This is a genomic window from Marinovum sp. 2_MG-2023 (genome assembly GCF_030548265.1).
GTDB lineage: Bacteria > Pseudomonadota > Alphaproteobacteria > Rhodobacterales > Rhodobacteraceae > Marinovum.
Genome location: NZ_JAUOSD010000003.1, coordinates 115,801 through 140,126, shown reverse-complemented (window position 1 = coordinate 140,126; position 24,326 = coordinate 115,801). Strand labels below are relative to the sequence as shown.

Sequence of the window (24,326 nt, the reverse complement as noted above, 5' to 3'; positions counted from 1 at the left end):
GAATGCCGGTCGGCACCTTTGTCGGCAATGTCGCACGGTGCTGTCGGTAATGTCAGAAGTTGCCCCACCTGGCACCCATTGCATGTGACGGCAAAGAGCACACGCAGCCCGATCACCCCATCCAATCACCCCATGCTCCGGCGGGCACCAAAAAAGATACCCACCGCGCCCTGCCCTGATCCGGCTGGCACGGCGACGGCGGATCACGCCCCTTGCGCCAACTCGGCGCATTATGCATTCTTTTTCGACGGAGGGCCCCACTACGGTACTACTTTGCAGGTGCGGCATTTTAGATGGTTCGAATGAAGTTGGTGGATTTTCCCCAAGTTTAGCGCTAACAGTCCTTAAAACCAATGCTGTGAGCAGGTAATATGAAAAACGAGATTCTCCACCACATCAATTATTCTTTGGGCAAGGATGCGGCCCATTCGTCGGTTTATGATTGGCGTATCGCGCTGTCATTGGCGCTGCGGGATCGCATGGTCGATCATTGGGTGCGCAGCACGCGCGAAACCTATGAAACCGGCGCGAAGCGGGTCTATTACCTGTCGCTGGAATTCCTGATGGGCCGTCTGGTCGAAGACATGGCCGCCAATCTGGGGCTGGACAAGGAAGCGCGCAGCGCGATCGAGGAACTGGGTCAGGACTATGATGTCATTGTGCATGACGAACCTGACGCGGCGCTGGGAAATGGCGGGCTGGGCCGGTTGGCCGCCTGTTTCATGGATTCCCTCGCGACCCTTGGCATCCCTGCCTATGGCTATGGCATCCGCTACGAACATGGCCTGTTTGAACAGAAGTTTTCTGACGGCAAACAGGTAGAGACCGCCGAAACCTGGCTGTCACAGCGACATGCCTGGGAATTCGAACGCCCCGAAGTGCGGCACAAAATCCGGTTTGGCGGCCACGTGGATCACCACGAGGGCAAGGCCATCTGGCATGCGTCGGAAAGCGTCTTTGCCACCGCCTATGATACGCCGGTCATTGGCTGGAAGGGCACTTGGGGCAACACGCTGCGGCTTTGGGCGGCCAAGGCTGCAGGGGCCTTTGACCTCGAAAGCTTCAACCGTGGTGATTACCTTGCCGCCGGCCGGTCCGAGGCGCTGGCGCGCACGATTTCGCGCGTGTTGTACCCCGATGACACCACCGATGCGGGCAAGCAGCTGCGGCTGAAACAGGAATATTTCTTCACCGCCGCCTCGCTGATGGATTTGATCCGCCGGTTCCTGACCGACCATGACGACATCACCGCCCTGCCCGATCACGTGGCGATCCAGCTGAACGACACCCACCCCGCCATTGCCGGTCCCGAACTGGTGCGCATTCTGGTGGATGATCACGGGCTGGAGATGGACAAAGCCATCGAACTGGCGCGCAGATGCCTCAGCTATACCAACCACACGCTGTTGCCCGAAGCGCTGGAAAAATGGCACGAGGGACTGATGGCCTATGTGCTGCCCCGGCATCTGGAAATCATCCGCGCCATCGACAACAACCATCAGGCCCACCACCCCGGCAGCCCGCGCATCATCAATCATGACCATGTGCATATGGGCGAATTGGCCTTCATCATGGCGCATAAGGTCAATGGTGTGTCGGCGCTGCACAGCGAATTGGTCAAGGAAACCGTGTTTGCCGATCTGCACAAGATCCACCCGACACGGATCATCAACCAGACCAACGGTATCACGCCGCGCCGCTGGCTTTATACCAGCAATGCGCCGCTCAGCGATCTGATCACGCGTGAGATCGGCAGCGATTGGGTCGCCGATCTGGAGCAGTTGCAAAAGCTGAATGCCAAGGCCGAGGACACCGCATTCCTTGCCGATTTCCGTGCGGCCAAACGCGTCAACAAGGTCAAACTTGCCAAGTGGATCGCCGAAACCTGTGGTGTTCAGGTCGACCCGGACGCAATGTTCGATGTGCAGATCAAGCGCATCCATGAATACAAACGCCAGTTGATGAACATTCTGGAAACCATCGCGTTGTGGAATGACATCCGGGACAATCCCGGTGGCGATTGGACCCCGCGCGTCAAGATCTTTGGCGGCAAGGCAGCACCCGGCTATCACGTGGCCAAGCAGATCATCCATCTGATCAACGATGTGGCCGCCCGGATCAACAATGACCCGGTGACCAAGGATCTGCTGAAGGTGGTCTATCCATCGAACTACAATGTCACCATGGCGGAAATGCTGATCCCGGCGTCGGATCTGTCGGAACAGATCTCGACCGCGGGCAAGGAGGCATCGGGCACCGGCAACATGAAATTCGCCCTGAACGGTGCGCTGACCATCGGCACGCTGGACGGCGCGAATGTGGAAATCCGCGAACATGTCGGGGCAGAGAACTTCTTCTTGTTCGGTCTGACCACCGCCGAAGTCCAGGAGCGGCGCAGCCATCCCGGCTTTGCCCGCAATGCGATCGAGGCCAGCCCGCGTCTTGGGCGTGTTCTGGGCCAGATCGTTGACGGTGTGTTTTCGCCGGACGAAGCCTCGCGATACCATGAATTGGTCGGCAATCTTTACGACCACGACTATTTCCTCGTGACCTGCGATTTCGACAGTTACTTTGACACGCAACGCGATGTCGACCAAGCTTATCGCAATCAGGTCAATTGGTCCTCCATGGCGCTTCGCAATACGGCCAGCATGGGCTGGTTCTCCTCCGACCGTACGATCCGTGGTTACGCGCGCGACATTTGGCACGCGGGCCCGGCAGGCACCGACAATCTGGAGAAAAGTGGATGACAACAGCCCCCCTGATACACCCGGACGAGGCCGCCAGCCTGGCCAATGGCGCGCATGGCAATCCATTTGCCGTGCTGGGTTTGCACGCGTTTGACGGCAACCTTGTGATCCGCGCCTTTCGGCCAGAGGCCGACAGTGTCGAGGTTCTGGACGCCAAGACCGGCAAGAAGATTGTCGATCTCGAACCGGCTGAAGGGGGGGATGGTGTATTTTGTGCAATCGTGCCGCGTCGCAAGACGCGGTTCGACTATCAGCTTCGCATGACACGTGGCGGCGTGATCTGGGAAGAGGTCGATGCCTATGCGCTTGGCCCGGTGATGGGCGAAATTGACGAATATCTGTTGGGCGAAGGCACCCACGGCCATCTGTGGCGTGCCCTGGGCGCGCATGTCATGACCCACGAAGATGTGCCCGGCACGCATTTCGCGGTCTGGGCACCAAATGCGAAACGCGTTTCCGTTGTCGGGGATTTCAACGGCTGGGATGGGCGGCGCCATGTGATGCGGCGGCGTGGGGCCACGGGCGTTTGCGAAATCTTTCTGCCCGGTATCGGCGATGGCGCGTCTTATAAATATGAAATTCAGGATGCCGGCGGCAACCTGATCCCGCTCAAGGCCGATCCGGTTGGATTCGGCGCAGAGCTGCCACCCCGCACCGCATCCGTGGTGCGCGACCTGACCGGCTATGACTGGCAGGACGCCAAATGGCTGAAAACCCGTGGCGGCGAACATCGCATCGACCGGCCGATTTCGGTCTACGAGGTCCATCTGGAAAGCTGGCGGCGCGTCCCCGAGGATGAAAACCGGTCGCTGACCTATCGTGAAATGGCCGACCAGCTGGTGGATTATGTCGTCGATATGGGCTTCACCCATGTCGAGACCACACCGATCAGCGAGTATCCCTTTGGCGGCTCCTGGGGCTATCAGCCGGTGGGTCTTTTTGCGCCGACATCGCGGTTCGGCACGCCGGACGATTTCCGCTATTTTGTCGATGCCTGCCATCAGGCGGGACTGGGCGTGATCATCGACTGGGTGCCCGGGCACTTCCCGACCGACAGCCATGGGCTGGGTCAGTTTGACGGCACGGCGCTGTATGAACATGCCGACCCGAAAGAGGGTTATCACCCGGACTGGAACACGTTGGTTTACAACTATGGCCGGTCCGAGGTCGCCAATTACCTGATTGCCAACGCGAAATTCTGGGTTCAGGAATTTCACATCGACGGGCTGCGCGTCGATGCGGTGGCGTCGATGCTCTATCGTGACTATTCCCGCAAAGAGGGCGAATGGGTGCCCAATATCCACGGCGGGCGCGAGAACCTGGAAGCGATCAGTTTCATGCAGCGCATGAACGAAGCCGTCTATGCCGACCAACCCGACATCATGACCATTGCCGAGGAATCCACCGCCTTTCCCGGTGTCAGCGCGCCGACCGACAGCGGCGGCCTGGGGTTCGGGTTCAAATGGAACATGGGCTGGATGAACGACACCCTGAGCTACATGGCCGAAGACCCGGTGAACCGGAAATATCACCACGACAAGATGACCTTTGGCCTGCATTACGCCTTTAGCGAAAACTTTGTCCTGCCGATCAGCCATGACGAGGTCGTGCATGGCAAAGGGTCGATGCTGCGCAAGATGCCGGGTGACGATTGGCAGCGGTTTGCCAATCTGCGGGCCTATTACGGCTTCATGTGGGGACACCCGGGCAAGAAGCTGTTGTTCATGGGGTGTGAATTTGCCCAGCACGAGGAATGGAACAATGAATCCAGCCTCGATTGGCATTTGCTGGAATATGGACCGCACAAGGGCATGCAATCGCTGGTGCGCGATCTGAACGCGCTGTACCGCGCCACGCCAGCGCTGCATGAATTGGACAGCAAACCCGAAGGGTTCCGCTGGATCGACGGCGGCAATGCCGAGGATTCGATCTTTGCCTGGCTGCGTCTGGGCAAGGACGGCAGCGATCCGGTGCTGGTGGTGTCGAATTTCACGCCGGTGACACGCAGCGGATACCGGATTGGCGTGCCGAACGCGGGCGTCTGGCAGGAAATGCTGAACTCCGATGCGGACAGCTATGGCGGCAGCAATCAAATCAATGCCGGCGACCTGTCGACAGATCCGCAAGGCGCGCATGGATGTGAGCAATCGCTGAACCTGACCATTCCGCCGCTGGCGACCATGTTCCTGAAATTAAAAACGGCCTGAGCCGCGATATTTTGTTCCAAGGGGGGGACCCGATGACAGAACCGAGACATATTCTTGCACAACAGACCATGGCCTATGTGCTGGCCGGGGGGCGCGGCAGTCGGTTGAAAGAAATGACTGATATCCGGGCGAAACCGGCGGTCTATTTCGGCGGCAAGACACGGATTATCGACTTTGCCCTGTCCAATGCGGTGAATTCCGGCATGCGCCGGATCGGGGTGGCGACGCAATACAAGGCCCACAGCCTGATCCGCCACCTGCAACGCGGCTGGAGCTTTTTTCGCGCCGAGCGCAACGAAAGCCTGGATATTCTGCCGGCCTCGCAACAGATCAACGAAGACAATTGGTACAAGGGCACGGCCGATGCCGTGACCCAGAACATCTCGGTTCTGCGCGGCTATGCCCCGAAATATATCCTCGTTCTGGCGGGCGACCATATCTACAAACAAGACTATTCCTTCATGGTCGAACAGCATGTGAAATCCGGCGCCAAGGTCACGGTCGGCTGTATCGAAGTGCCGCGCGAAGAGGCCAAGGCCTTTGGCGTGATGGACGTGGATGAGACCGACAAGATCCTGGAATTCGTCGAAAAACCCGCCGATCCCCCCGCAATGCCCGGCGACGAGAGCCGCTCACTGGCCAGCATGGGGATCTATGTGTTCGAAGCAGATTATCTGTACGACCTGTTGGAAAAAGACGCACAGAACCCGGACTCGACCAATGATTTTGGCCATGACATCATCCCCGGCATCGTCGCCGAGGGCGGGGCCTATGCCCATCCCTTTGGCCGCTCTTGCGTGCAATCCGGGCTGGAGGACAAACCCTATTGGCGCGATGTCGGCACGATTGACGCCTATTGGCAGGCCAATATCGACCTGACCGATTTCAAACCGGAACTGGATATCTATGCCAGCGAATGGCCGATCTGGACCTATTCCGAATTGGTGCCGCCCGCAAAATTCATCCACAACGAAGAAGGCCGCCGCGGTCAGGCGGTGTCGTCGATGGTGGCGGGCGGATGCATCATTTCCGGTTCGTCGCTTTACCGCTGTTTGATGTTCACCGGCGTGCGCACCCATTCCTATTCCCAGCTCGAGGGCGTTGTTGCCCTGCCTTATTGCGAGGTCGGTCGGCGCGCACATCTGAAAAATGTCATCATTGACCGCGGGGTGAAAATTCCCGAGGGGCTGATCGTGGGCGAAGATGCGGCGTTGGACGCCAAACGATTCCGCCGCTCCGAAGGGGGTGTTTGCCTGATCACCCAGGACATGATCGACGCATTGGATAGCTGACATGAATGTGCTGATGGTCACCTCGGAATGCGCGCCGTTCATCAAGACCGGCGGGCTGGCGGATGTGGCGGGCGCCCTGCCCGGCGCATTGAAACCGCTGGGCATTGAATGCCGCACCATGTTGCCGGCCTATCCGGCGCTGATGCCGTATCTGGCCAAAGGCACCGAGGTCGCCACATTTGGCGACCTCCCCGGTGGGGCCGGTCGATTGGTCCAGGTCGAGGCTGAAGGCATCACCCTTCTGCTGCTGGACGCACCACAATTGTTCGACCGCCCCGGCGGCCCCTATGCCGACCCAACCGGCCAGGACTGGAACGACAATCACCGCCGCTTTGCCTCGCTTGCGCAGGCGGCGGCGCGGATCTGTTTTGATGGTTTGGCCGATTGGAAACCTGACATCCTGCATGCACATGACTGGCAGGCGGGTCTCGCCCCGGTCTATCTGAAACAACCGGGCGTGCCGGTGCCGAAATCCATCATGACCATCCACAACATCGCCTTTCAGGGGCGGGTTGCGCCGTTTGAGGGCCAGGAGCTGGGCCTGCGCTGGGATTGGTTCACCCCCGATGGCATGGAATTTCATGGCGATCTGTCGTTTTTGAAATCCGGGTTGGTTTACGCCGACCGCATCACCACGGTCAGCCCGACCTATGCCCGTGAAATCCTGACGCCAGAGTTCGGCATGGGGCTGGAGGGCGTGTTGCAGGCCCGGTCCGGCGCGCTGTCCGGGATCCTGAACGGGATCGACACCGACGTCTGGAACCCGAACACCGACAGCGCATTGCCCCGGACCTATGATGGCCGTTCGATCACGCGCAAGGCGGAAAACCGCGCCGCGATTTGCGCCCGGCTGGGGCTGGACGTCGATCATGACGGCCCGCTGTTCTGTGTCATCAGCCGATTGACCGAACAAAAGGGGCTGGATGCCCTGGCCGAGGCGTTGCCGCATCTGGTGGCGGGCGGCGGTCAACTGGCCTTGCTTGGCTCTGGTGCGCCGGATCTGGAAAAAGCCTATCTTGATGCGGCCAAGGCCTTTCCGGGCAAGGTTGGCGTGCATATCGGATACGACGAAGGGTTTTCGCACCTGCTTCAAGGTGGCAGCGATGCGATCCTGATCCCGTCGCGATTTGAACCCTGTGGCCTGACCCAGCTTTATGGGCTGCGATATGGCACTGTACCGGTTGTCGCGCGCACCGGCGGGCTGGCCGATACGGTGATTGACGCCAATGTCGCCGCCCTGCGCGCCGGGGCCGCCACCGGATTTCAATTCGATGATGTCACACGTTTGGGCGTGACGGATGTTCTGGACCGGGTGTTCCGGGCATATGCCAATGACACCGACTGGAAATCATTGCAAAAGGCCGCCATGAAACAGGCGGTGGGCTGGGATATCTCGGCTCAGGCCTATGCTGATATGTACAAAGAGGTTCTTGCTGAATGACCACAAACACGCCGATCACGGCAGAGATCCGGTCGGGGCGCCCGCATAAACTGGGGGCGCATTTCGACGGCGAAGGCACCAATTTCGCAGTGTTTTCGGAAAATGCCGCACGCGTGACCCTGTGTCTGTTTTCCCCGGATGGAAAACGCGAAGAATTCCGACTTGATCTGCCAGAGCGGACCGGTGCGGTCTGGCATGGTTATGTGCCCGGCGTGCGCCCCGGCGCGCTTTATGGCTATCGTGTGGATGGGCAATTCGCCCCCGAACGCGGCCATCGCTTCAATTCCAACAAGCTGCTGCTTGATCCCTATACCCGTGAAATCGCCGGGCAATTCACCAACCACGCCGCGACCTATGGCTATGACCCAGAGGCCGCCAATGGCGATCTGCATTTCTCGACCGAGGACAGCGCGCCACATGTGCCGAAATCGGTGGTGTCGGACCCGAATGATTTCCCGCTGGATGCCCGCACATTGTCGCAAGGTCACGACGGCGGCCTGATCTATGAGGCCCATGTCAAAGGCGCCACCAAGCGACACCCCGGCGTGCCCGAAGACCTGCGTGGCACCTATGACGGATTTGCCTCTGATGCGATGCTGGATCATCTGACCCGGCTGGGTGTGGATGCGGTGGAAATCCTGCCGGTGCAGGCGTTGAAATCCGAACCGATGCTGGGCGCGAAATCGCTGACCAATTACTGGGGGTACAATACCATCGGCTTCTTTGCGCCGGAGCCGCGTTATTTCGGCCCGGCGGGTGTGCGCGGCTTTCGCGCCATGGTCGAACGCTTTCATGCTGCCGGGATCGAGGTGATCCTGGATGTGGTCTACAACCACTCGGCGGAAGGCGATCATATGGGCCAAACCCTGAGCTTTCGGGGCCTCGACAATGCGGCCTATTACCGGCTTCTGGATGGACAGCCACGGTATTACGTGAATGACACCGGCTGCGGCAATACATTGAATGCCGGCCATCCGTTTGTCTTGCGCATGATCATGGACAGTTTGCGGTTCTGGGTCCAGGCGATGGGCATCGACGGTTTCCGCTTTGATCTGGCCACCACATTGTGTCGCGGGCGGCATGGGTTTGACTTTGGCGGCCCGTTCCTGACCACCCTGCGGCAGGATCCGGTGCTTTCGGCGATCAAGATGATTGCCGAACCCTGGGACATTGGTCCCGGCGGCTATCAACTCGGTCAATTTCCACCACTCTTTGCGGAATGGAACGACCGGTATCGCGACACGGTGCGGCGGTTCTGGCGCGGGGATGGCCATAGTGCGCAGGATCTGGGGTCGGCGCTTCTTGGCTCAGCGGATCAATTTGACCGCCGTGGGCGGCGCGCCTGGGCCTCGGTGAATTTCGCTGCGGCGCATGACGGGTTCACCCTGGCGGACAGCACCGCCTATGTTGAACGCCACAACGAGGCCAATGGCGAACACAACCACGATGGCCACCACAGCAACTACAGCGACAATTTCGGCGTCGAGGGCGAGACCAGCGATCCGATCATCCTTGCCGGGCGCAAACGGCGTGCGCGCAACGTGCTGGCCACGGTCCTGCTCTCGCAGGGTACGCCGATGATTTTGGCCGGTGACGAAGGCGGCCACAGCCAGAACGGCAACAACAATGCCTATTGCCAGGACAATGACACCACCTGGATCGACTGGGACAAGCTGGACCCTTACCAGATCGAATTCACCGCCGCGCTGTCGAAATTCCGCAAGGATCACATGACCTTGCGCCAGCATTCATTCCTGCATGGCGCGGTCCGCAGCGAAGGCGGCGGGCGCGATGTCGAATGGCGGGCCTTTGATGGTTCGGCGCTGAACTGGCGCGATCCGGGCCTGTCCAGCCTTGGTCTTGTCCTGCGGGGCTGCGCCGAGGATACGGCTGGCAATGCCTCGCGTGATACGGTTCTTCTGGCCTTCAACCGCGAAAACCGGACCGATGTGCTTGTCCTGCCTGATCCCGGCGACGGTCATTGGGTGCGCGAGATCGACACCTCTCAGGCGGCGCAATCCGCTGTGGTCATGCCGGTGCGCCGCACCCGTGTTGCGGCGCAATCGGTGGCCGCCTTTGTTCTGCGCGAAGGGGCGCCCGAATGAATTCAGACGACGCGCTGCGCCAGCTTGCCCAGACAAGTGGCGTTCATCTTGAGTTTCATGACCTGTCCGGCCAGCGCCAGGAAACGCCACCGCCCACCCTGCGGGCGCTGTTGGCGGCGCTTGGGGTCGAGGCGGAAAATGACGCGGCGGTCACCGCGGCGCTGGCGGCCCTGCAAGCCGAACAGAATGATCGCCATGTGCCAGAGGAAATGATCCTCCCCGCAGGCGAGGCGGTATCGCTTCCGATTGCTGGCGCCTGTGACTGGTCCTTGCTGGACGAGGACGATCAGGAATTGCACAGCGGCCATGCCACCACCGCGCTGGCCCTGCCGGCACTGCGTGTGGGGTATTATGCCCTGCATCTCTCTGGCCCGGATTGGCGTGAAGACAGTTTTCTTTTGGCCCGGCCCAAACATGCACCGAAACTGGCCAATGCCACCGGGTTTGACCGCAGCTGGGGCGTGACCGCCGCGCTCTATGGTCTGCGATCTGACCGCAATGGCGGTTTGGGCAATTATGACGATCTGGCCACCACCGCCCGCGCCCTTGCCCATCACGGGGCGCAATTCCTTGGGGTCAATCCGCTGCATGCGCTCGGCTGGGCCTCGCAAGAGGTGATAAGCCCCTATTCCCCCACCCATCGCGGCTTTTTCAATACCGATCATATTGTGGTGGATGGCCTTGGCCCCTGCCCCGATGATGCGCTGATCGACTATGGCGCGTTCCGCCAGCAGCAGCGCCCGAAGCTGGAGGCGGAGTTTGCCGCCATGGCCCCATCGGCCGCGTTCACCGCGTTTTGCCGCCAAGGCGGGCCCGCGCTGGAGGCTTTCGCCTGTTACGAGGCGATCAGCGAAACATATGGCGGTGACAGCGCGCGCTGGCCTGAAGAACTGCAAGCGCCCGGACCGGCCGCGGTCAAAGCCGCCGGCCGCCGTGCCGATTTTCATCGTTGGCTGCAATGGCGGGCGGAAACCGGGATCGACGCCGCCCAAATCGCAAGCCGCGACGCGGGCATGTCGATGGGGCTATACCTTGATCTGGCGGTTGGCGCACGTCCCGGCGGTGCCGAGGCCTGGATGCATGGCGATACAATCGCGCGTGGCGTGTCGATCGGGGCGCCGCCCGATCAGCTTAGCCCCGAAGGGCAATCCTGGGCGCTGGTCGCCCATGCGCCCGGGCGTCTGGCCACGGCACGCTATGCGCCGATGCGCGCCATGCTGCGCAAGTTGATGCGCAAATGCGGGCTGATCCGGATTGATCATGCGCTGGGCCTGATGCGCAGCTATTGGTTGCCGGATGACGGCAGCCCCGGCGCCTATATTACCCAGCCGTTTGACTCGCTTCTGGCCGTTATCGCCATCGAAGCGCATCTGGCAAATTGCGTCGTTGTGGGCGAGGATCTGGGTCTTGTCCCGGCCGGGTTCCGCGAAAAGATGAATGCCTCTGGTCTCTATTCCTATGCGGTCTGGCAGTATGAGACCTATGACGATGGCTGGCTGCGCGATCCCGGCGATCTGCGGCCCTATGCGCTGGCGTGTTTTTCTACCCATGACACCCCGACACTCAGCGGGTTCTGGCATGGCACAGATATTTCCCTGTGGGAGCAGATGGGCTGGATCGGCGGCGAAACCGTTGGCCACCGCCACGGCACCCGCGCCCACCAACGCGAAAGCCTGCGCCGCCACTGCGGCATTGCCCATGATGCCGGCCCGGCGGATGTGGCCGATGCCATCCATGGCACGCTGTCCCGGTCCCCCGCCGCCATGAGCGCAGTGCAGCTTGACGATATCCTTGGGGTTACGGATGCGCCAAACCTGCCGGGGACGGTGGATGAACATCCAAACTGGCGTCGCCGTACACCAATGGATGTCGCTGATTTCAAAAGCTCTTCCGAATTTGAGCGCATTGGCGTAACCATGCGCGCGGGCGACCGTCAGCCCGCAGTTTCAACATCCGATCAATTGCCAAATCAGCCTCAAATTTCCCCAGACAAAGGACCGTCACATGTCCCGCACAACCCACGCCTGCACAGCCTTTGAGGGCCAGAAGCCCGGCACATCCGGCCTGCGCAAGAAAACCCGCGTGTTCATGCAGCCCAATTATCTGGAATGCTTTGTTCAGGCGATTTTCAACGCCATCGGCGGCGCATCCGGCAAGACATTTGTTGTGGGCGGTGATGGTCGGTATTTCAACGCCGAGGCCATTCAGACCATCCTGCGCATGGCCGCTGCCAATGGTGCCGCACGGGCGATTGTTGGCCAAAACGGACTGTTGTCGACCCCGGCTGCGTCACATCTGATCCGCAAACGGGGCACCGACGGCGGGCTTATCCTGTCGGCCAGCCACAACCCCGGCGGCATCGACGAAGATTTTGGGCTGAAATTCAATATCTCGAACGGTGGTCCTGCCCCGGAAAAAGTCACCGCAGCGATGTTCGAAGAAACCAAGACAATGTCAGAGTATCACACGCTGGATACAGCCGACATCGACCTTGGGTCCATCGGCGAGACCACAGTCGGCGATATGGCGGTCGAGATTGTCGATCCGGTGACGGATTACGCCGCGCTGATGGGCGAACTCTTTGATTTCGACGCGATCCGCGCGCTGTTTGCCGGTGGTTTCACCCTGAAATTCGACGCGATGCATGCGGTCACCGGACCCTATGCAACCGCAATCCTCGAAGACACATTGGGCGCGCCCAAGGGATCGGTGATCAATGCGGTCCCGCAGGTGGATTTCGGCAAGGGCCACCCAGACCCCAACCCGATCTGGGCCAAGCCGCTGGTCGATCTGGTGATGTCCGACGCGGGCCCCGATTTTGCCGCCGCATCCGATGGCGACGGCGACCGCAACATGATCCTGGGGCGCGGCATCTATGTGACGCCCTCGGACAGCCTTGCGGTATTGGCCGCCAATGCCCATCTGGCGCCGGGTTATGCCCGTGGTCTGGCCGGGGTCGCGCGGTCGATGCCGACATCGCAGGCCTGTGACCGGGTGGCGGAAAAGCTGGGGATCGAATGTTTTGAGACCCCGACAGGCTGGAAATTCTTTGGCAACCTGCTGGACGCGGGCCGCGCGACGCTGTGTGGCGAGGAAAGTGCCGGCACCGGGTCGGACCATGTGCGCGAAAAAGACGGGCTTTGGGCCGTACTGCTTTGGCTGAACGTGCTGGCGGCGCGCAAGGTTTCGGTGGCCGACATCCTGATGGATCACTGGCAGACTTATGGCCGTAACTATTATTCCCGCCACGATTATGAAGCGGTGGATTCCGACAAGGCCAACGGCCTGATGGCCGATCTTGAGGCGAAATTGGCTGATTTGCCGGGAACCGCGCTGAATGGTTTGACCATCTCTGCCGCCGATCAATTCGCCTACCACGATCCGGTTGACGGCTCTGTCAGCAAAAATCAGGGCATTCGCATCCTGTTCGAAGGTGGCAGTCGCGGTGTGATCCGCCTATCCGGCACCGGCACCGAAGGCGCGACAATCCGGGTTTATCTGGAACGGTACATGCCCACCGATGGCGATCTGGAAATCGAAACGCAAGCCGCGCTCAAGGTTATTGCCGATGCCATTGGCGAAGTCAGCGAATTGCAGGCCCGCACCGGACGCGACGCGCCCGATGTCATGACCTGAGGCGGCTAGCGCGGCGGCACTGACGTGCTGGCGCGCACCACCAATTCAACATCGACAAGCTCCGGCGAGACATCGCCGGAGCTTTCTGATTTTTCCAGCCGCTTCAATAAGTTTCCCGCCGCTCTTGATCCTATCTCACGTCTGTGTTGACGGATCGTTGTCAGCGCAGGCACATAAAACTCCGACATTTGAATATCGTCGAAACCGACCACCGATATGTCATTTGGCACCGACAGCCCGCCGCTGGTGAGTCCGGCGATCATGCCAAAGGCCACCATATCGGACGCGCAAAAAACGGCCGTGGGACGGTTGTTCATGGATAGGATGCTTTCCGCAGCGCGATGACCTGAATGCAACGAGAAATCGCCACGGATCACCCATTCATCCCGCACCGCCAATCCAAGCTCCTCGCGCTCGACCATCATGCCTTGGCGGCGCATGCGCGTCAGCATGTTGCCCTTGGGTCCGGTCACATGTGCAATATCCCGGTGGCCAAGGTCATAAAGGTGCCGCACCGCCAGACGCGCGCCCTTCTCATTGTCGCTGCGCACCGAAGGATAAGGCGCGCCCTGCACCCATTCACAGGCAAAAACGATCCTGTCCTCGACACCCTCCCGTGCGAAAAGCGCAAGATCGCTTTTGGTCAGGTTGCCATCAAGTGAGATCATGCCGTCAATCCGGCTGTCGCGGAAATAATCCACCAAAACCTTTTCACGGCCTTCTTCGTCCCAGGTATCCGCGATCAGAACCGAGTAATCTGTCCCCGAAAAACCCGCGCTGATCCCGGCAAGGATTTGCGAGAAGAACGGGTTTCCCAGATTGGGCACCAATACCAAAACCGCCCCCGCCCGCTGTTTTCGCAGATTCTGCGCCGCGCGATTGACCCGGTAGCCCGTCGTGCGGACCGCCTCAAACACGGCCTTGCGGGTGGTTTCCGTCACCAGGTCCGGATTGGACAAAGCTCGGCTGACCGTGGCGGTGGATACCCCCGCCGCCTCCGCTACATCCTGAATTCTGGCCGCTTTGTTCATTTGCTCCTGACCGCCGTTTGATGTGCCCTTATGCAACGGGTTGACACGAATCTCTCTGCGTCCAATGGTACATGTAATCGTTTACAAACGTCCAGAAATACGATTACCTGTGAATGTAAACGATTTCAAAGCCAAAAGATTCGCGACAACAGCGACCTTTGGCGGAGCGACCGGGTTGCGACCAGCGGCCCACAGGGTGGAATATCTGGGAGGATAAAATGAAATCTATTCGTACTGTATTAACGGCGACAACTGCGCTTTGCGCCGCCGGGTCGGTCTATGCTGCTGACCTGGAAGTGACCCATTGGTGGACCTCGGGTGGCGAGGCCGCGGCGGTTGCGGAATTCGCCCGTGAATTCGAAGCACAGACCGACAACACATGGGTCGACGGCGCAATTGCCGGCGGTGGCGGCACCGCGCGCCCGGTCATGGTCAGCCGGATCATTGGTGGCGATCCCATGGGCGCTTTTCAGTTCAACCACGGCCGTCAGGCCGAAGAATTGATCGAGGCCGGACTGCTGCGCGACATGACCCATGTGGCCGAAGCCGAAGGGTGGAAGGACATCGTCAACCCGCCGTCGCTGTTGGACGCCTGTACCGTGGACGGCAAAATCTATTGCGCGCCGGTCAATATCCATTCGTGGCAATGGCTGTGGCTCTCGAATGCGGCGTTTGAAAAAACCAATCAGGCGGTTCCGACCAATTGGGATGAATTTGTGGCGGCCGCCCCTGCCCTGCGCGAGGCCGGTATCACACCGATGGCACTTGGCGGCCAACCCTGGCAGAGCTCTGGCGCATTCAACGTTTTGATGGCGACGCTGGCGGGGCCGGATGTGCTGCAACAGATCTACGGCGATGGCGACGCGGAAATGGCCGCGGGTGACAAGATGACCCGCGTGTTCCAGGCCGCATCCGACATGCGCGAAATGGTGCAGGGATCGAATGTTCAGGATTGGAACCAGGCGACCAACCTTGTGATCACCGATCAGGCCGGCGGCCAGATCATGGGCGATTGGGCACAGGGTGAATTTGCCGTCGCAGGCGAAGTTGCGGGCACCGATTACACCTGTCTGCCCGGATTGGGCGTGATCGAGGTGATTTCGACCGGCGGCGATGCGTTTTATTTCCCGGAAACCGGCGATGCCGAAACCGAGGCCGCCCAGGATGCGCTGGCCGCAACCCTGCTGAAGCCCAATACTCAGGTGGCATTCAACCTGAAAAAAGGCTCGCTGCCTGTGCGTTCGGATGTCGATCTTGAGACCGCAAATGATTGTATGAAAAAGGGTCTCGAAATCCTTGGCTCTGGTGCGATCATGCCCGACGTGAACATGCTGAACACCGAAGACACCAACAATCAGCTGAACGACCTGTTTGTGCAATTCTTTCAGGATCCGTCGATCAGCGCCGATGACGCCCAGGCGCGTTTCGTCGATATCGTCGCCAGCAAAGACTAAGCCCCGCTAGGCTTTGGGCCGGATCGCGCGCGTCGCGGTCCGGTCTGTTTTCCGTATTTTCCCATGTGCGAGGCATGTCTTATGGCTGCGACCCGCCCAATCCGGTTGTTCCGGAACATCTCCGCCAAGATCGCTGCGATCCCGATGATCCTCACCGCCATGGTGGTATTCGTCGGCGGTACGGCCTGGACGGTGACCTATTCTTTTACCTCGTCGAAACTGTTGCCAAAGGCAAAATTCGTCGGTCTCGACCAATATGAACGGCTGTGGAACACGCCACGGTGGCTTGTCTCGCTTGAAAACCTGTTGATCTATGGCATCTGCATGATGGTGCTGAGCCTTGTTCTGGGGTTTGTTCTGGCGGCCTTGCTGGATCAGAAGATCCGGTTCGAAAACACCTTTCGCACCATTCTTCTCTATCCTTTTGCGCTGTCGTTCATCGTGACCGGGTTGGTATGGCAATGGTTGCTGAACCCGGATTTCGGCATCCAGAGCGTCATCCACCGCATGGGTTGGACCAGTTTCAATTTCGACCCGCTCTACAATGCGGATATCGTGATCTTCGGCGTGTTGATTGCCGGTCTCTGGCAGGGCACCGGATTGGTGATGTGCCTGATGCTGGCCGGATTGCGTGGCATTGATCAGGACATCTGGAAGGCCGCCCGCGTTGATGGCATCCCGTCCTGGAAAACCTATATTTTCATCGTCATTCCGATGATGCGCCCGGTGTTCATCACCACATTGGTGATCATCGCCAGCGGCATCGTGCGGCTTTACGATCTGATCGTGGCACAGACCGGCGGCGGCCCCGGCATCGCATCGGATGTGCCCGCCAAATACGTCTATGATTACATGTTTCAGGGCCAGAACCTGGGCCAGGGTTTTGCCGCGTCAACCATGATGCTGCTGGCGGTTCTGGTGGTGGTGATCCCCTGGGCCTATCTCGAATTCGGAGGCAAGAAACATGTCTGATACTGCCCTGTTGTCATCTGCGCCGCCGGTATCGGGTGATGCCATGACCGGCCCGCGCGGCCCGAAACCCCGCCGCCGCTTTTCGCGCCGCAACATTTTCATCTATGGCACGCTGATCGTCGTGGCGCTGTATTATCTGCTGCCGCTCTATGTGATGATTGTGACCTCGTTGAAGGGCATGCCGGAAATCCGGCTTGGCAATATCTTTGCCCCACCGGTCGAGATCACCTTTGAACCCTGGGTCAAGGCCTGGGCCGAGGCCTGTACCGGGTTGAACTGTGACGGGCTGTCGCGCGGGTTCTGGAACTCGGTGCGGATCACCGTGCCGTCGGTTCTGGCCTCGATCGCGATTGCATCGGTAAACGGCTATGCTCTGGCCAATTGGCGGTTCAAAGGGGCGGATGCGTTTTTCACCATCCTGATCTTTGGCGCCTTCATTCCCTATCAGGTGATGCTCTATCCCATCGTGATCCTGTTGCGGGAAATGGGACTTTATGGCTCGCTCACCGGGTTGGTCATGGTGCATTCGATCTTTGGCATGCCGATCCTGACGCTGTTGTTCCGCAACTACTTTACCTCGTTGCCGGAAGAATTGTTCAAGGCCGCGCGCGTCGACGGTGCCGGGTTCTGGCAGATCTATTTCCAGATCATGCTGCCGATGTCGCTGCCGATCTTTGTCGTCGCAATGATCCTGCAAGTCACTGGAATCTGGAATGATTTCCTGTTTGGCGTGGTCTATACCAAGCCGGATCTTTACCCGATGACCGTCCAGTTGAACAATATCGTCAACTCGGTTCAGGGGGTCAAGGAATACAACGTCAACATGGCGGCAACCCTGCTGACCGGGCTTGTGCCGCTGGTCATCTACTTCGTTTCCGGAAAACTCTTCGTGCGCGGCATTGCGGCCGGCGCGGTCAAAGGCTGAGGTCAGACACTCATGGAACCCAATATCTCGATCCGGAACCTCGATCTCAGCTTTGGCGCGGTCGAAGTTCTGAAAAACCTGAATCTCGACATCGGCAAAGGTGAATTTCTGGTTCTGCTTGGCTCGTCCGGCTGTGGCAAATCCACCTTGCTGAACTGCATTGCCGGTCTTCTGGATGTGACCGACGGCCAGATCCATATTCAGGGCCGCAATGTCACCTGGGAAGAACCCTCGAAACGCGGCATTGGCATGGTGTTTCAATCCTATGCGCTTTATCCGCAGATGACGGTTGAGGGCAATCTGAGCTTTGGTTTGAAAAACGCCGGCATGGCCAAGACCGAGGTCGCCGAACGTGTGGCCCGCGCCGCCAAGATCCTGCAAATCGAGCCGCTGTTGAAACGCAAACCCGGCGCTTTGTCCGGGGGCCAGCGTCAGCGGGTCGCCATTGGCCGGGCGCTGGTGCGCGATGTCGATGTATTTCTGTTCGATGAACCGCTGTCGAACCTGGATGCCAAGCTGCGCACCGATCTCAGAGCCGAAATCAAGGAATTGCACCAGACACTGGCCAACACGATGATCTATGTCACCCATGACCAGATCGAAGCGATGACCCTGGCCGATCGAATTGCCATCATGCGGGGTGGTTTGATCCTGCAACTGGCCAGCCCGAACGAAATCTACAACCGCCCGGCCAATAAATACGTCGCCGATTTCATCGGCTCGCCCGCGATGAATTTCTTCCAGGGTACGGTGTCGACCGGTGAGGTGCCGGTGTTTTCCTGCCCGACCGGGGATTTCCCGCTGACCAGTTATGAATTCACCGCAGCAGGCTACAAGGCCGGCCCCGCATGGTTTGGCATTCGCCCCGAACATATCGCCACCGGCGACGATGTGGCCGACAAGGAAATCCAACTGGCGTCGACCGTCATGCTGGTGGAACCGCTGGGCTCTGACACCCATGCCCGGGTGCGGGTTGGTGATCAGGTGCTTTGGGTGCGGCTGGACGGTCAGGCCGACATTGCGGCGGGCGACACGCTCAACATCGGTTTCAGCGCCGCCCGTGCCAACCTCTTTGACAAAAACACCGAGGACCGGATCTGACCGGCCCTCCCCGAACACATCAGACATACAGGATCAAAGACATGGATACGTCGTTCCAACTTTACTCAGCCCGCGAGTATACCTCGTGGAAAGACACTTTCGAACTGCTGGCCGGTCTGGGCTATACTCAGGTCGAGGGCTTTGGTGGCAACTACGCCGATCCCGGTGAGACCAAGGCCTTGCTTGAGGCCAACGGCCTGACCATGCCCTCGGGGCATTTCTTTCCGATCGGCAATTTCGAAGATGCTTTCGTCACCACAATCGCAACCGCCAAAGTACTGGGAATGCAGAAACTATACTGCCCCGCACCAGAGGATGATTTGCGCAATGGCGCCGATGCCGCGGCATGGATCGCGCTGGCGCAGCGGTTGGAAGTGGCGGCAAAACGGGTTCAGGACGCTGGCCTGCGCTTTGGCTGGCACAACCACCATTGGGAATTCATGGCGCTGCCCACCGGTGAAATTCCGATGTCGCTGATCCTTGAACATGCGCCCAGCATTGAATGGGAAATGGATGTGGCCTGGGTTGTGCGCGGCGGGTCGGACCCGATGGTCTGGATCGAAAACCACAAGGACCGGATCACCGCAGCCCACGTCAAGGATATCGCGCCAGAGGGCGAATGTACGGACGAAGACGGCTGGGCGGATGTGGGCCATGGCACGCTGGATTGGGCCGGATTGATGGCCGCGCTGCGCGGCGCGGGGGTCGATCTTTTTGTGATGGAGCATGACAAACCTTCCGATGTGAAGCGTTTTGCCACCCGGTCCATCGAAACCTTCCGCAATTTGTAAGAGACTGACATGAGCAAGAAACTTGGTATCGGCATCCTTGGATGTGGTAATATTTCCGCCGCCTACATGCGGCTTGGGCCGCTGTTCAATGGCATCGAGGTCCGGGCCTGCGCCGATCTGAACCCCGAGGCCGCCAAGGCCCGGGCAGAGGAATTCGGCCTGCGTGCAGACAGTATCGACGACCTTCTGGCCGCCAATGACATCGACATCATCGTCAACCTGACCGTGCCGAATGCGCATTTCGAGGTTTCGAAACGTATTCTGGAGGCGGGCAAAAACGTCTATTCAGAAAAACCTTTTGTGCTGTCGGTCGAAGAAGGTCAGGCGCTCAAGACATTGGCGGAGGCCAAGGGGCTGCGCGTCGGCTCTGCGCCCGATACATTCCTTGGTGGCACACATCAGCTGGCCCGCCATCTGGTCGACACGGGCGCGGTGGGCAAGATCACGTCCGGCACCTGTTTCGTGCAAAGTCCGGGCATGGAGATGTGGCATCCCAATCCCGATTTCTTCTTTCAGCCCGGCGGCGGCCCGATCCTGGATCTTGGTCCCTACTACATCTCGAACCTGGTGCAGATGCTGGGACCGGTGGCGCGGGTCACGGCGCTGTCGTGCAGCGCATCAGAGTATCGCACCATCACGTCAGAGCCGCGCAATGGCGAAAAGATCAAGGTCGAAACCCCGACCACAATCCACGCCGTCATGCAATTTGCCAGCGGCGCACAGGTGACCTATGTCGCCAGTTGGGATGTCTGGCAACATGGCCATTCCAATATGGAACTTTATGGCCAAAGCGGCACATTGCATGTGCCCGACCCGAACTTTTTCGGCGGCGAGCTGCGGATGACCGAAAAATCCAGCTTTGTGACTGTCTCGGAAAACTGGCCGCACCCCTTCTCGGTTGCCAATGACAATGGCCGCGCCAATTACCGCTGCGCCGGTCTGGCGGACATGGCAATGGGCATCATCGAGGGGCGTGCCCACCGCTGTAGTCTGGAATTTTCTCTGCATGTGGTGGACGTTATGACCGCAATCCTGCACTCAGGAGAAACGAAAACCACAATCGAGCTCGGCACCACCTGTGACCGCCCCGAGGCCCTGGGCCCCGACGCGGCGAAGGCGCTGCTGGCATAGGAGAATACATATGGTCTGGACCGCGTCCGACACACGATACGACAATATGCAATACCGCCGGTGCGGGAAATCGGGGCTGAAACTGCCGGCGATTTCCCTGGGGCTGTGGCACAATTTCGGCGACGACACCCCGCATGAAACCAAACAGGCGATCACCCGCACCGCGTTTGATCATGGCATCACCCATTTCGATCTGGCCAACAACTATGGCCCGAAACCGGGATCGGCGGAATTGGCTTTTGGCCAATTGCTGCGCGAAGATTTCGCCGCCCACCGCGATGAGATGATCATTTCCTCCAAGGCGGGCTATCTGATGTGGCCCGGCCCCTATGGCGAATTCGGCAGCCGGAAATATCTGATTTCCTCTTGCGATCAGTCGCTGAAACGCATGGGGCTGGATTACGTCGATATCTTCTATTCGCACCGGTTCGATCCCGAAACGCCGCTGGAAGAAACCATGATGGCGCTGGACCACATCGTGCGGTCGGGGCGTGCGCTTTATGCCGGGATCTCGTCCTATAACGCCCAGCGCACCCGCGAAGCGGCGGCAATTCTAAAGGAACTTGGCACGCCCTGTCTGATCCATCAGCCGAGCTATTCGATGCTGAACCGCTGGGTCGAAGAAGATGGCCTGCTGGATGCGTTGGACGAAACCGGCATCGGTTCCATCGTGTTTTCGCCGCTGGCGCAGGGCATGTTGACCAATAAATACCTCAAAGGTGTGCCCGAAGGCAGCCGCGCCACCCAGGGCAAAAGCCTGTTGGACGGTTTCCTGAACGAAGAGGCATTGGAAAACGTGCGTGCGCTGAACGCCATTGCCGAGGAACGCGGCCAGACGCTGGCACAGATGGCCCTGGCCTGGGTCCTGCGCGGTGGTCGGGTGACCACGGCATTGATCGGCGCGTCCAAGCCGCAACAGGTGATTGATTGCGTCGGCGCGGTCGACAACCTCGACTTTACCGAGGACGAGCTGGCCCGCATCGACCAGCACGCCAAAGACGCCAACATCAACCTGTGGGCGGCTTCGGCAGAGCGCGAAGGCCCCAAACGCCCATGATCCATAATCCGATCCTGCCCGGCTTTAATCCCGACCCGTCGATTTGCCGGGCGGGTGACGATTATTACATTGCCACTTCGACATTCGAATGGTTTCCCGGTGTCCAGATCCATCATTCCCGTGATCTGGTGAACTGGGATCTGGCGGTGCGGCCCCTGAGCCGCGCCAGCCAGCTGGACATGCGCGGCAACCCCGACAGCTGCGGCATCTGGGCGCCGTGCCTCTCATATGCCGATAGGCAGTTCTGGCTGTTTTACACCGATGTGAAACGCTACGATGGCAACTTCAAGGATGCGCATAACTACATCGTCACCGCGCCCGATATCGAAGGCCCATGGAGCGATCCGATCTATGTGTCGTCACATGGGTTTGACCCGTCGCTGTTTCACGACACAGACGGGCGCAAATATATTCTGGTGCTGCAATGGAACCATGCGTCCAATTCCATTGGCGGCGCGCCGCGTACCGCCGCGTTTGACGGTATCCTGCTTCAGGAATGGCATCCCGACCATGGGCTGACAGGACCAATCAAGAAGATCTTTGCCGGGTCCGATCTTGGCCTGACCGAAGGGCCGCATTTGTACAAACGCGATGGCTGGTACTATCTGACGGTGGCCGAGGGCGGCACCGGCTATGATCACGCCGTCACCATGGCGCGCAGCCGTGACATTTGGGGACCATATGAGGTCCACCCCAACACCCATCTGATCACCACCAAGGATGCCCCGGATTGGCCACTGCAACGGGCCGGCCATGGCCAGATCGTGGAAACCCCGGATGGCGAGACCTATCACACCCTGCTGTGTTCCCGCCCCCTGCCCGGTCGGTTTTCGCCAATGGGCCGGGAAACCGCGATCCAGAAATGCGACTGGCGCGACGATGGCTGGCTCTATCTGGCGGATGGCGATGTGCTGCCGCAGGTGGATGTCGCATCGCCGGTTGACGTTGCACCGCGCGCGGACAGCGCGACACGACACGTATTCGACAGCGCGACATTGCCGCCGGAGTTCCAATGGCTGCGCACCCCGGAACCAGAGCGGATTTTCACCCTGACCGGCGATGCACTGCGGCTGACGGGGCGCGAAAGCGTCGGCAGCTGGTTTGAACAGGCGCTGGTGGCGCGGCGACAGGAACATTTCACCTATCGCGCGGAAACCACCCTGACCAATTTCGATCCTGTGACCTACCAGGAGGCTGCCGGCCTCACGACCTATTACAACCGGTTCAAGTTCCACTTTGCCAGTCTGACCTGTCACCGCGATCTGGGCCGGGCGCTGGTGCTGATGTCCTGTCCCGGCAATTTCCCCGAGGGGCGGATGGAATTTCCCGGCACGCCGGTGGCGGTTGATCCCGGTCCGGTGCATCTGGCGGTCTCGGTTGATCATGCAACGCAGCAATTTTTCTGGCGCCAGAGCGGCGATTGGCAAAAACTGGGGCCAGAGCTGGACGCATCGGTCATTTCCGACGAAGGCGGGCGCGGCGCGCATGGCTCGTTCACCGGGGCCTTTGTCGGCATGTTGGCGTTTGACATCACCGGTCAGGGCAAAACCGCCGATTTCACCCGTTTCGATTATGTGCCGGAGGGATGTTGATGTTTGCCAGCGTCGAAATCTATGACCTTGCCAGCGGCACAACCACGGTGGTGCTGGACACCGACCGCCATGTCGAAGCCCCGAACTGGACACCGGATGGCACCGCGTTGATCGTCAATGCGGCGGGGCAATTGTTCCGCCTGCCACTGGCCGATCCGCAATTGCACATCATCGACACCGGCAAACATCAAAAGCTGAACAATGATCACGGGGTGTCGCCGGATGGCCAGACCTTGGCCATCAGCGACAAGACAGACACAACCGGATCCTGCATCTACACGTTGCCCGCATCCGGCGGCGCCCCCAAACGCATCACCGCCAAGACCCCCAGCTGGTGGCACGGCTGGTCACCGGACGGTGCGCGCCACACCTATACCTGTGTGCGCGAAGACCACTTTGGCATTGCTACCTGTGCCGTGGATGGCAGCGACGAACAGGTTCTGATCACCAGCCCGCACCATTATGACGGGCCGGATTACACCCCGGATGGCAATTGGATCTGGTTCAATTCCGACCGCAGCGGCGACATGGCGCTGTGGCGGATGCGCCCGGATGGCAGCGACGCGGAACAGATGACGACAGACGACACTGTCGACTGGTTTCCCCATCCTTCACCGGATGGCGCACATGTCTGCTATCTCGCTTATCCGCCCGGCACCGAAGGCCACCCCTTTGGCTGTGACGTCGAATTGCGCCTGATGCCCGCCGCCGGTGGCGCGCCCAGAACCTTGCTGAAATTCTTTGGCGGTCAGGGCACGATCAACGTGCCGAACTGGTCCCCGGACAGCCGCCAATTCGCCTTTGTACGTTACACCAAAAACCCCCAATGATCGGAGAAATG

16 protein-coding genes and 2 pseudogenes are annotated in these 24,326 nt (G+C 59.7%); 16 read left to right on the top strand and 2 right to left on the bottom strand.

Features of this window, described 5'->3' with window-relative positions:
• The first annotated feature begins 371 nt into the window (after positions 1-371).
• From Q4577_RS05260 to Q4577_RS05230, 7 genes are read left to right on the top strand one after another with little or no spacing between them, the layout of a single operon-like run.
• A complete protein-coding gene (locus Q4577_RS05260; protein WP_303471610.1) occupies positions 372-2,750 on the top strand; it encodes a glycogen/starch/alpha-glucan phosphorylase in 2,379 nt (792 codons plus the stop codon).
• The gene (glgB, locus tag Q4577_RS05255; protein WP_303471612.1) at positions 2,747-4,957 is read left to right on the top strand and encodes a 1,4-alpha-glucan branching protein GlgB; all 2,211 of its coding nucleotides are present in this window, start codon (positions 2,747-2,749) and stop codon (positions 4,955-4,957) included. Before Q4577_RS05260 ends, glgB begins: the two co-directional genes overlap by 4 nt.
• A gap of 32 nt (positions 4,958-4,989) precedes the next feature.
• Positions 4,990-6,249 carry a glucose-1-phosphate adenylyltransferase gene (glgC, locus tag Q4577_RS05250; RefSeq protein WP_303471615.1) on the top strand — a complete coding sequence of 420 codons (1,260 nt, stop codon included), beginning with the start codon at positions 4,990-4,992 and terminating at the stop codon, positions 6,247-6,249.
• 1 nt (position 6,250) lies between these two features.
• A complete protein-coding gene (gene glgA, locus Q4577_RS05245; protein ID WP_303471617.1) occupies positions 6,251-7,690 on the top strand; it encodes a glycogen synthase GlgA in 1,440 nt (479 codons plus the stop codon).
• Positions 7,687-9,795: a glycogen debranching protein GlgX gene (glgX, locus tag Q4577_RS05240; protein WP_303471620.1), complete on the top strand. Its 2,109-nt coding sequence runs from the start codon at positions 7,687-7,689 to the stop codon at positions 9,793-9,795. Before glgA ends, glgX begins: the two co-directional genes overlap by 4 nt.
• A complete protein-coding gene (locus Q4577_RS05235; protein ID WP_303471623.1) occupies positions 9,792-11,834 on the top strand; it encodes a 4-alpha-glucanotransferase in 2,043 nt (680 codons plus the stop codon). The genes glgX and Q4577_RS05235 overlap by 4 nt, the downstream gene beginning before the upstream one ends.
• Positions 11,800-13,431: an alpha-D-glucose phosphate-specific phosphoglucomutase gene (locus Q4577_RS05230; RefSeq protein WP_303471626.1), complete on the top strand. Its 1,632-nt coding sequence runs from the start codon at positions 11,800-11,802 to the stop codon at positions 13,429-13,431. Before Q4577_RS05235 ends, Q4577_RS05230 begins: the two co-directional genes overlap by 35 nt.
• Positions 13,432-13,436: 5 nt before the next feature.
• On the opposite strand, the gene Q4577_RS05225 is transcribed toward Q4577_RS05230, so the two are convergent.
• Positions 13,437-14,462, bottom strand: coding sequence for a LacI family DNA-binding transcriptional regulator (locus Q4577_RS05225; protein WP_303471628.1), 1,026 nt, complete (start codon positions 14,460-14,462; stop codon positions 13,437-13,439).
• A 218-nt stretch (positions 14,463-14,680) separates the two neighbouring features.
• On the opposite strand from Q4577_RS05225, the gene Q4577_RS05220 reads away from it, so the two are divergent.
• The 4 genes and pseudogenes from Q4577_RS05220 to Q4577_RS05205 all read left to right on the top strand — a co-directional run.
• A complete protein-coding gene (locus Q4577_RS05220; RefSeq protein WP_303471630.1) occupies positions 14,681-15,916 on the top strand; it encodes an ABC transporter substrate-binding protein in 1,236 nt (411 codons plus the stop codon).
• 81 nt (positions 15,917-15,997) lie between these two features.
• Positions 15,998-16,888 (top strand): carbohydrate ABC transporter permease, encoded by an 891-nt coding sequence (locus Q4577_RS05215; RefSeq protein WP_244687218.1) that lies wholly within the window; start codon positions 15,998-16,000, stop codon positions 16,886-16,888.
• Entirely contained in the window at positions 16,881-17,813 is a 933-nt protein-coding gene (locus Q4577_RS05210; RefSeq protein ID WP_303471633.1) for a carbohydrate ABC transporter permease, read from the top strand. The genes Q4577_RS05215 and Q4577_RS05210 overlap by 8 nt, the downstream gene beginning before the upstream one ends.
• A gap of 12 nt (positions 17,814-17,825) precedes the next feature.
• Positions 17,826-18,875 (top strand): annotated as a pseudogene (locus tag Q4577_RS05205) (ABC transporter ATP-binding protein); the annotation flags it as partial.
• On the opposite strand, the pseudogene Q4577_RS23725 reads toward Q4577_RS05205, so the two are convergent.
• Positions 18,862-18,906 (bottom strand): annotated as a pseudogene (locus Q4577_RS23725) (hypothetical protein); the annotation flags it as partial. The pseudogenes Q4577_RS05205 and Q4577_RS23725 sit on opposite strands and share 14 nt — an antisense overlap.
• A gap of 49 nt (positions 18,907-18,955) precedes the next feature.
• Between Q4577_RS23725 and Q4577_RS05200 the strand changes: the two are divergent.
• The 5 genes from Q4577_RS05200 to Q4577_RS05180 are packed head-to-tail and all read left to right on the top strand — an operon-like array spanning position 18,956 to position 24,315.
• Positions 18,956-19,705 (top strand): sugar phosphate isomerase/epimerase, encoded by a 750-nt coding sequence (locus Q4577_RS05200; protein WP_303471637.1) that lies wholly within the window; start codon positions 18,956-18,958, stop codon positions 19,703-19,705.
• 9 nt (positions 19,706-19,714) lie between these two features.
• Positions 19,715-20,836: a Gfo/Idh/MocA family protein gene (locus tag Q4577_RS05195; protein WP_303471640.1), complete on the top strand. Its 1,122-nt coding sequence runs from the start codon at positions 19,715-19,717 to the stop codon at positions 20,834-20,836.
• A 10-nt stretch (positions 20,837-20,846) separates the two neighbouring features.
• Positions 20,847-21,893, top strand: a complete 1,047-nt coding sequence (mgrA, locus tag Q4577_RS05190; RefSeq protein ID WP_244687230.1) for an L-glyceraldehyde 3-phosphate reductase — start codon at positions 20,847-20,849, stop codon at positions 21,891-21,893.
• Positions 21,890-23,485: a glycoside hydrolase family 43 protein gene (locus Q4577_RS05185; RefSeq protein ID WP_303471643.1), complete on the top strand. Its 1,596-nt coding sequence runs from the start codon at positions 21,890-21,892 to the stop codon at positions 23,483-23,485. The genes mgrA and Q4577_RS05185 overlap by 4 nt, the downstream gene beginning before the upstream one ends.
• Positions 23,485-24,315 carry a hypothetical protein gene (locus Q4577_RS05180; RefSeq protein WP_303471645.1) on the top strand — a complete coding sequence of 277 codons (831 nt, stop codon included), beginning with the start codon at positions 23,485-23,487 and terminating at the stop codon, positions 24,313-24,315. The genes Q4577_RS05185 and Q4577_RS05180 overlap by 1 nt, the downstream gene beginning before the upstream one ends.
• Positions 24,316-24,326 lie beyond the last annotated feature (11 nt).

What these genes read in the sequence shown, in the direction of transcription:
- glgC (WP_303471615.1), top strand. Translation starts at nt 4,990, where the DNA reads ATGACAGAACCGAGACATATTCTTGCACAACAGACCATGGCCTATGTG.
- mgrA (WP_244687230.1), top strand. Translation starts at nt 20,847, where the DNA reads ATGGTCTGGACCGCGTCCGACACACGATACGACAATATGCAATACCGC.
- Q4577_RS05210 (WP_303471633.1), top strand. Translation starts at nt 16,881, where the DNA reads ATGTCTGATACTGCCCTGTTGTCATCTGCGCCGCCGGTATCGGGTGAT.
- Q4577_RS05230 (WP_303471626.1), top strand. Translation starts at nt 11,800, where the DNA reads ATGTCCCGCACAACCCACGCCTGCACAGCCTTTGAGGGCCAGAAGCCC.
- glgA (WP_303471617.1), top strand. Translation starts at nt 6,251, where the DNA reads ATGAATGTGCTGATGGTCACCTCGGAATGCGCGCCGTTCATCAAGACC.
- Q4577_RS05195 (WP_303471640.1), top strand. Translation starts at nt 19,715, where the DNA reads ATGAGCAAGAAACTTGGTATCGGCATCCTTGGATGTGGTAATATTTCC.
- Q4577_RS05200 (WP_303471637.1), top strand. Translation starts at nt 18,956, where the DNA reads ATGGATACGTCGTTCCAACTTTACTCAGCCCGCGAGTATACCTCGTGG.
- Q4577_RS05180 (WP_303471645.1), top strand. Translation starts at nt 23,485, where the DNA reads ATGTTTGCCAGCGTCGAAATCTATGACCTTGCCAGCGGCACAACCACG.
- Q4577_RS05215 (WP_244687218.1), top strand. Translation starts at nt 15,998, where the DNA reads ATGGCTGCGACCCGCCCAATCCGGTTGTTCCGGAACATCTCCGCCAAG.
- Q4577_RS05220 (WP_303471630.1), top strand. Translation starts at nt 14,681, where the DNA reads ATGAAATCTATTCGTACTGTATTAACGGCGACAACTGCGCTTTGCGCC.
- glgX (WP_303471620.1), top strand. Translation starts at nt 7,687, where the DNA reads ATGACCACAAACACGCCGATCACGGCAGAGATCCGGTCGGGGCGCCCG.
- Q4577_RS05225 (WP_303471628.1), bottom strand. Translation starts at nt 14,462, where the DNA reads ATGAACAAAGCGGCCAGAATTCAGGATGTAGCGGAGGCGGCGGGGGTA.
- Q4577_RS05260 (WP_303471610.1), top strand. Translation starts at nt 372, where the DNA reads ATGAAAAACGAGATTCTCCACCACATCAATTATTCTTTGGGCAAGGAT.
- Q4577_RS05185 (WP_303471643.1), top strand. Translation starts at nt 21,890, where the DNA reads ATGATCCATAATCCGATCCTGCCCGGCTTTAATCCCGACCCGTCGATT.
- glgB (WP_303471612.1), top strand. Translation starts at nt 2,747, where the DNA reads ATGACAACAGCCCCCCTGATACACCCGGACGAGGCCGCCAGCCTGGCC.
- Q4577_RS05235 (WP_303471623.1), top strand. Translation starts at nt 9,792, where the DNA reads ATGAATTCAGACGACGCGCTGCGCCAGCTTGCCCAGACAAGTGGCGTT.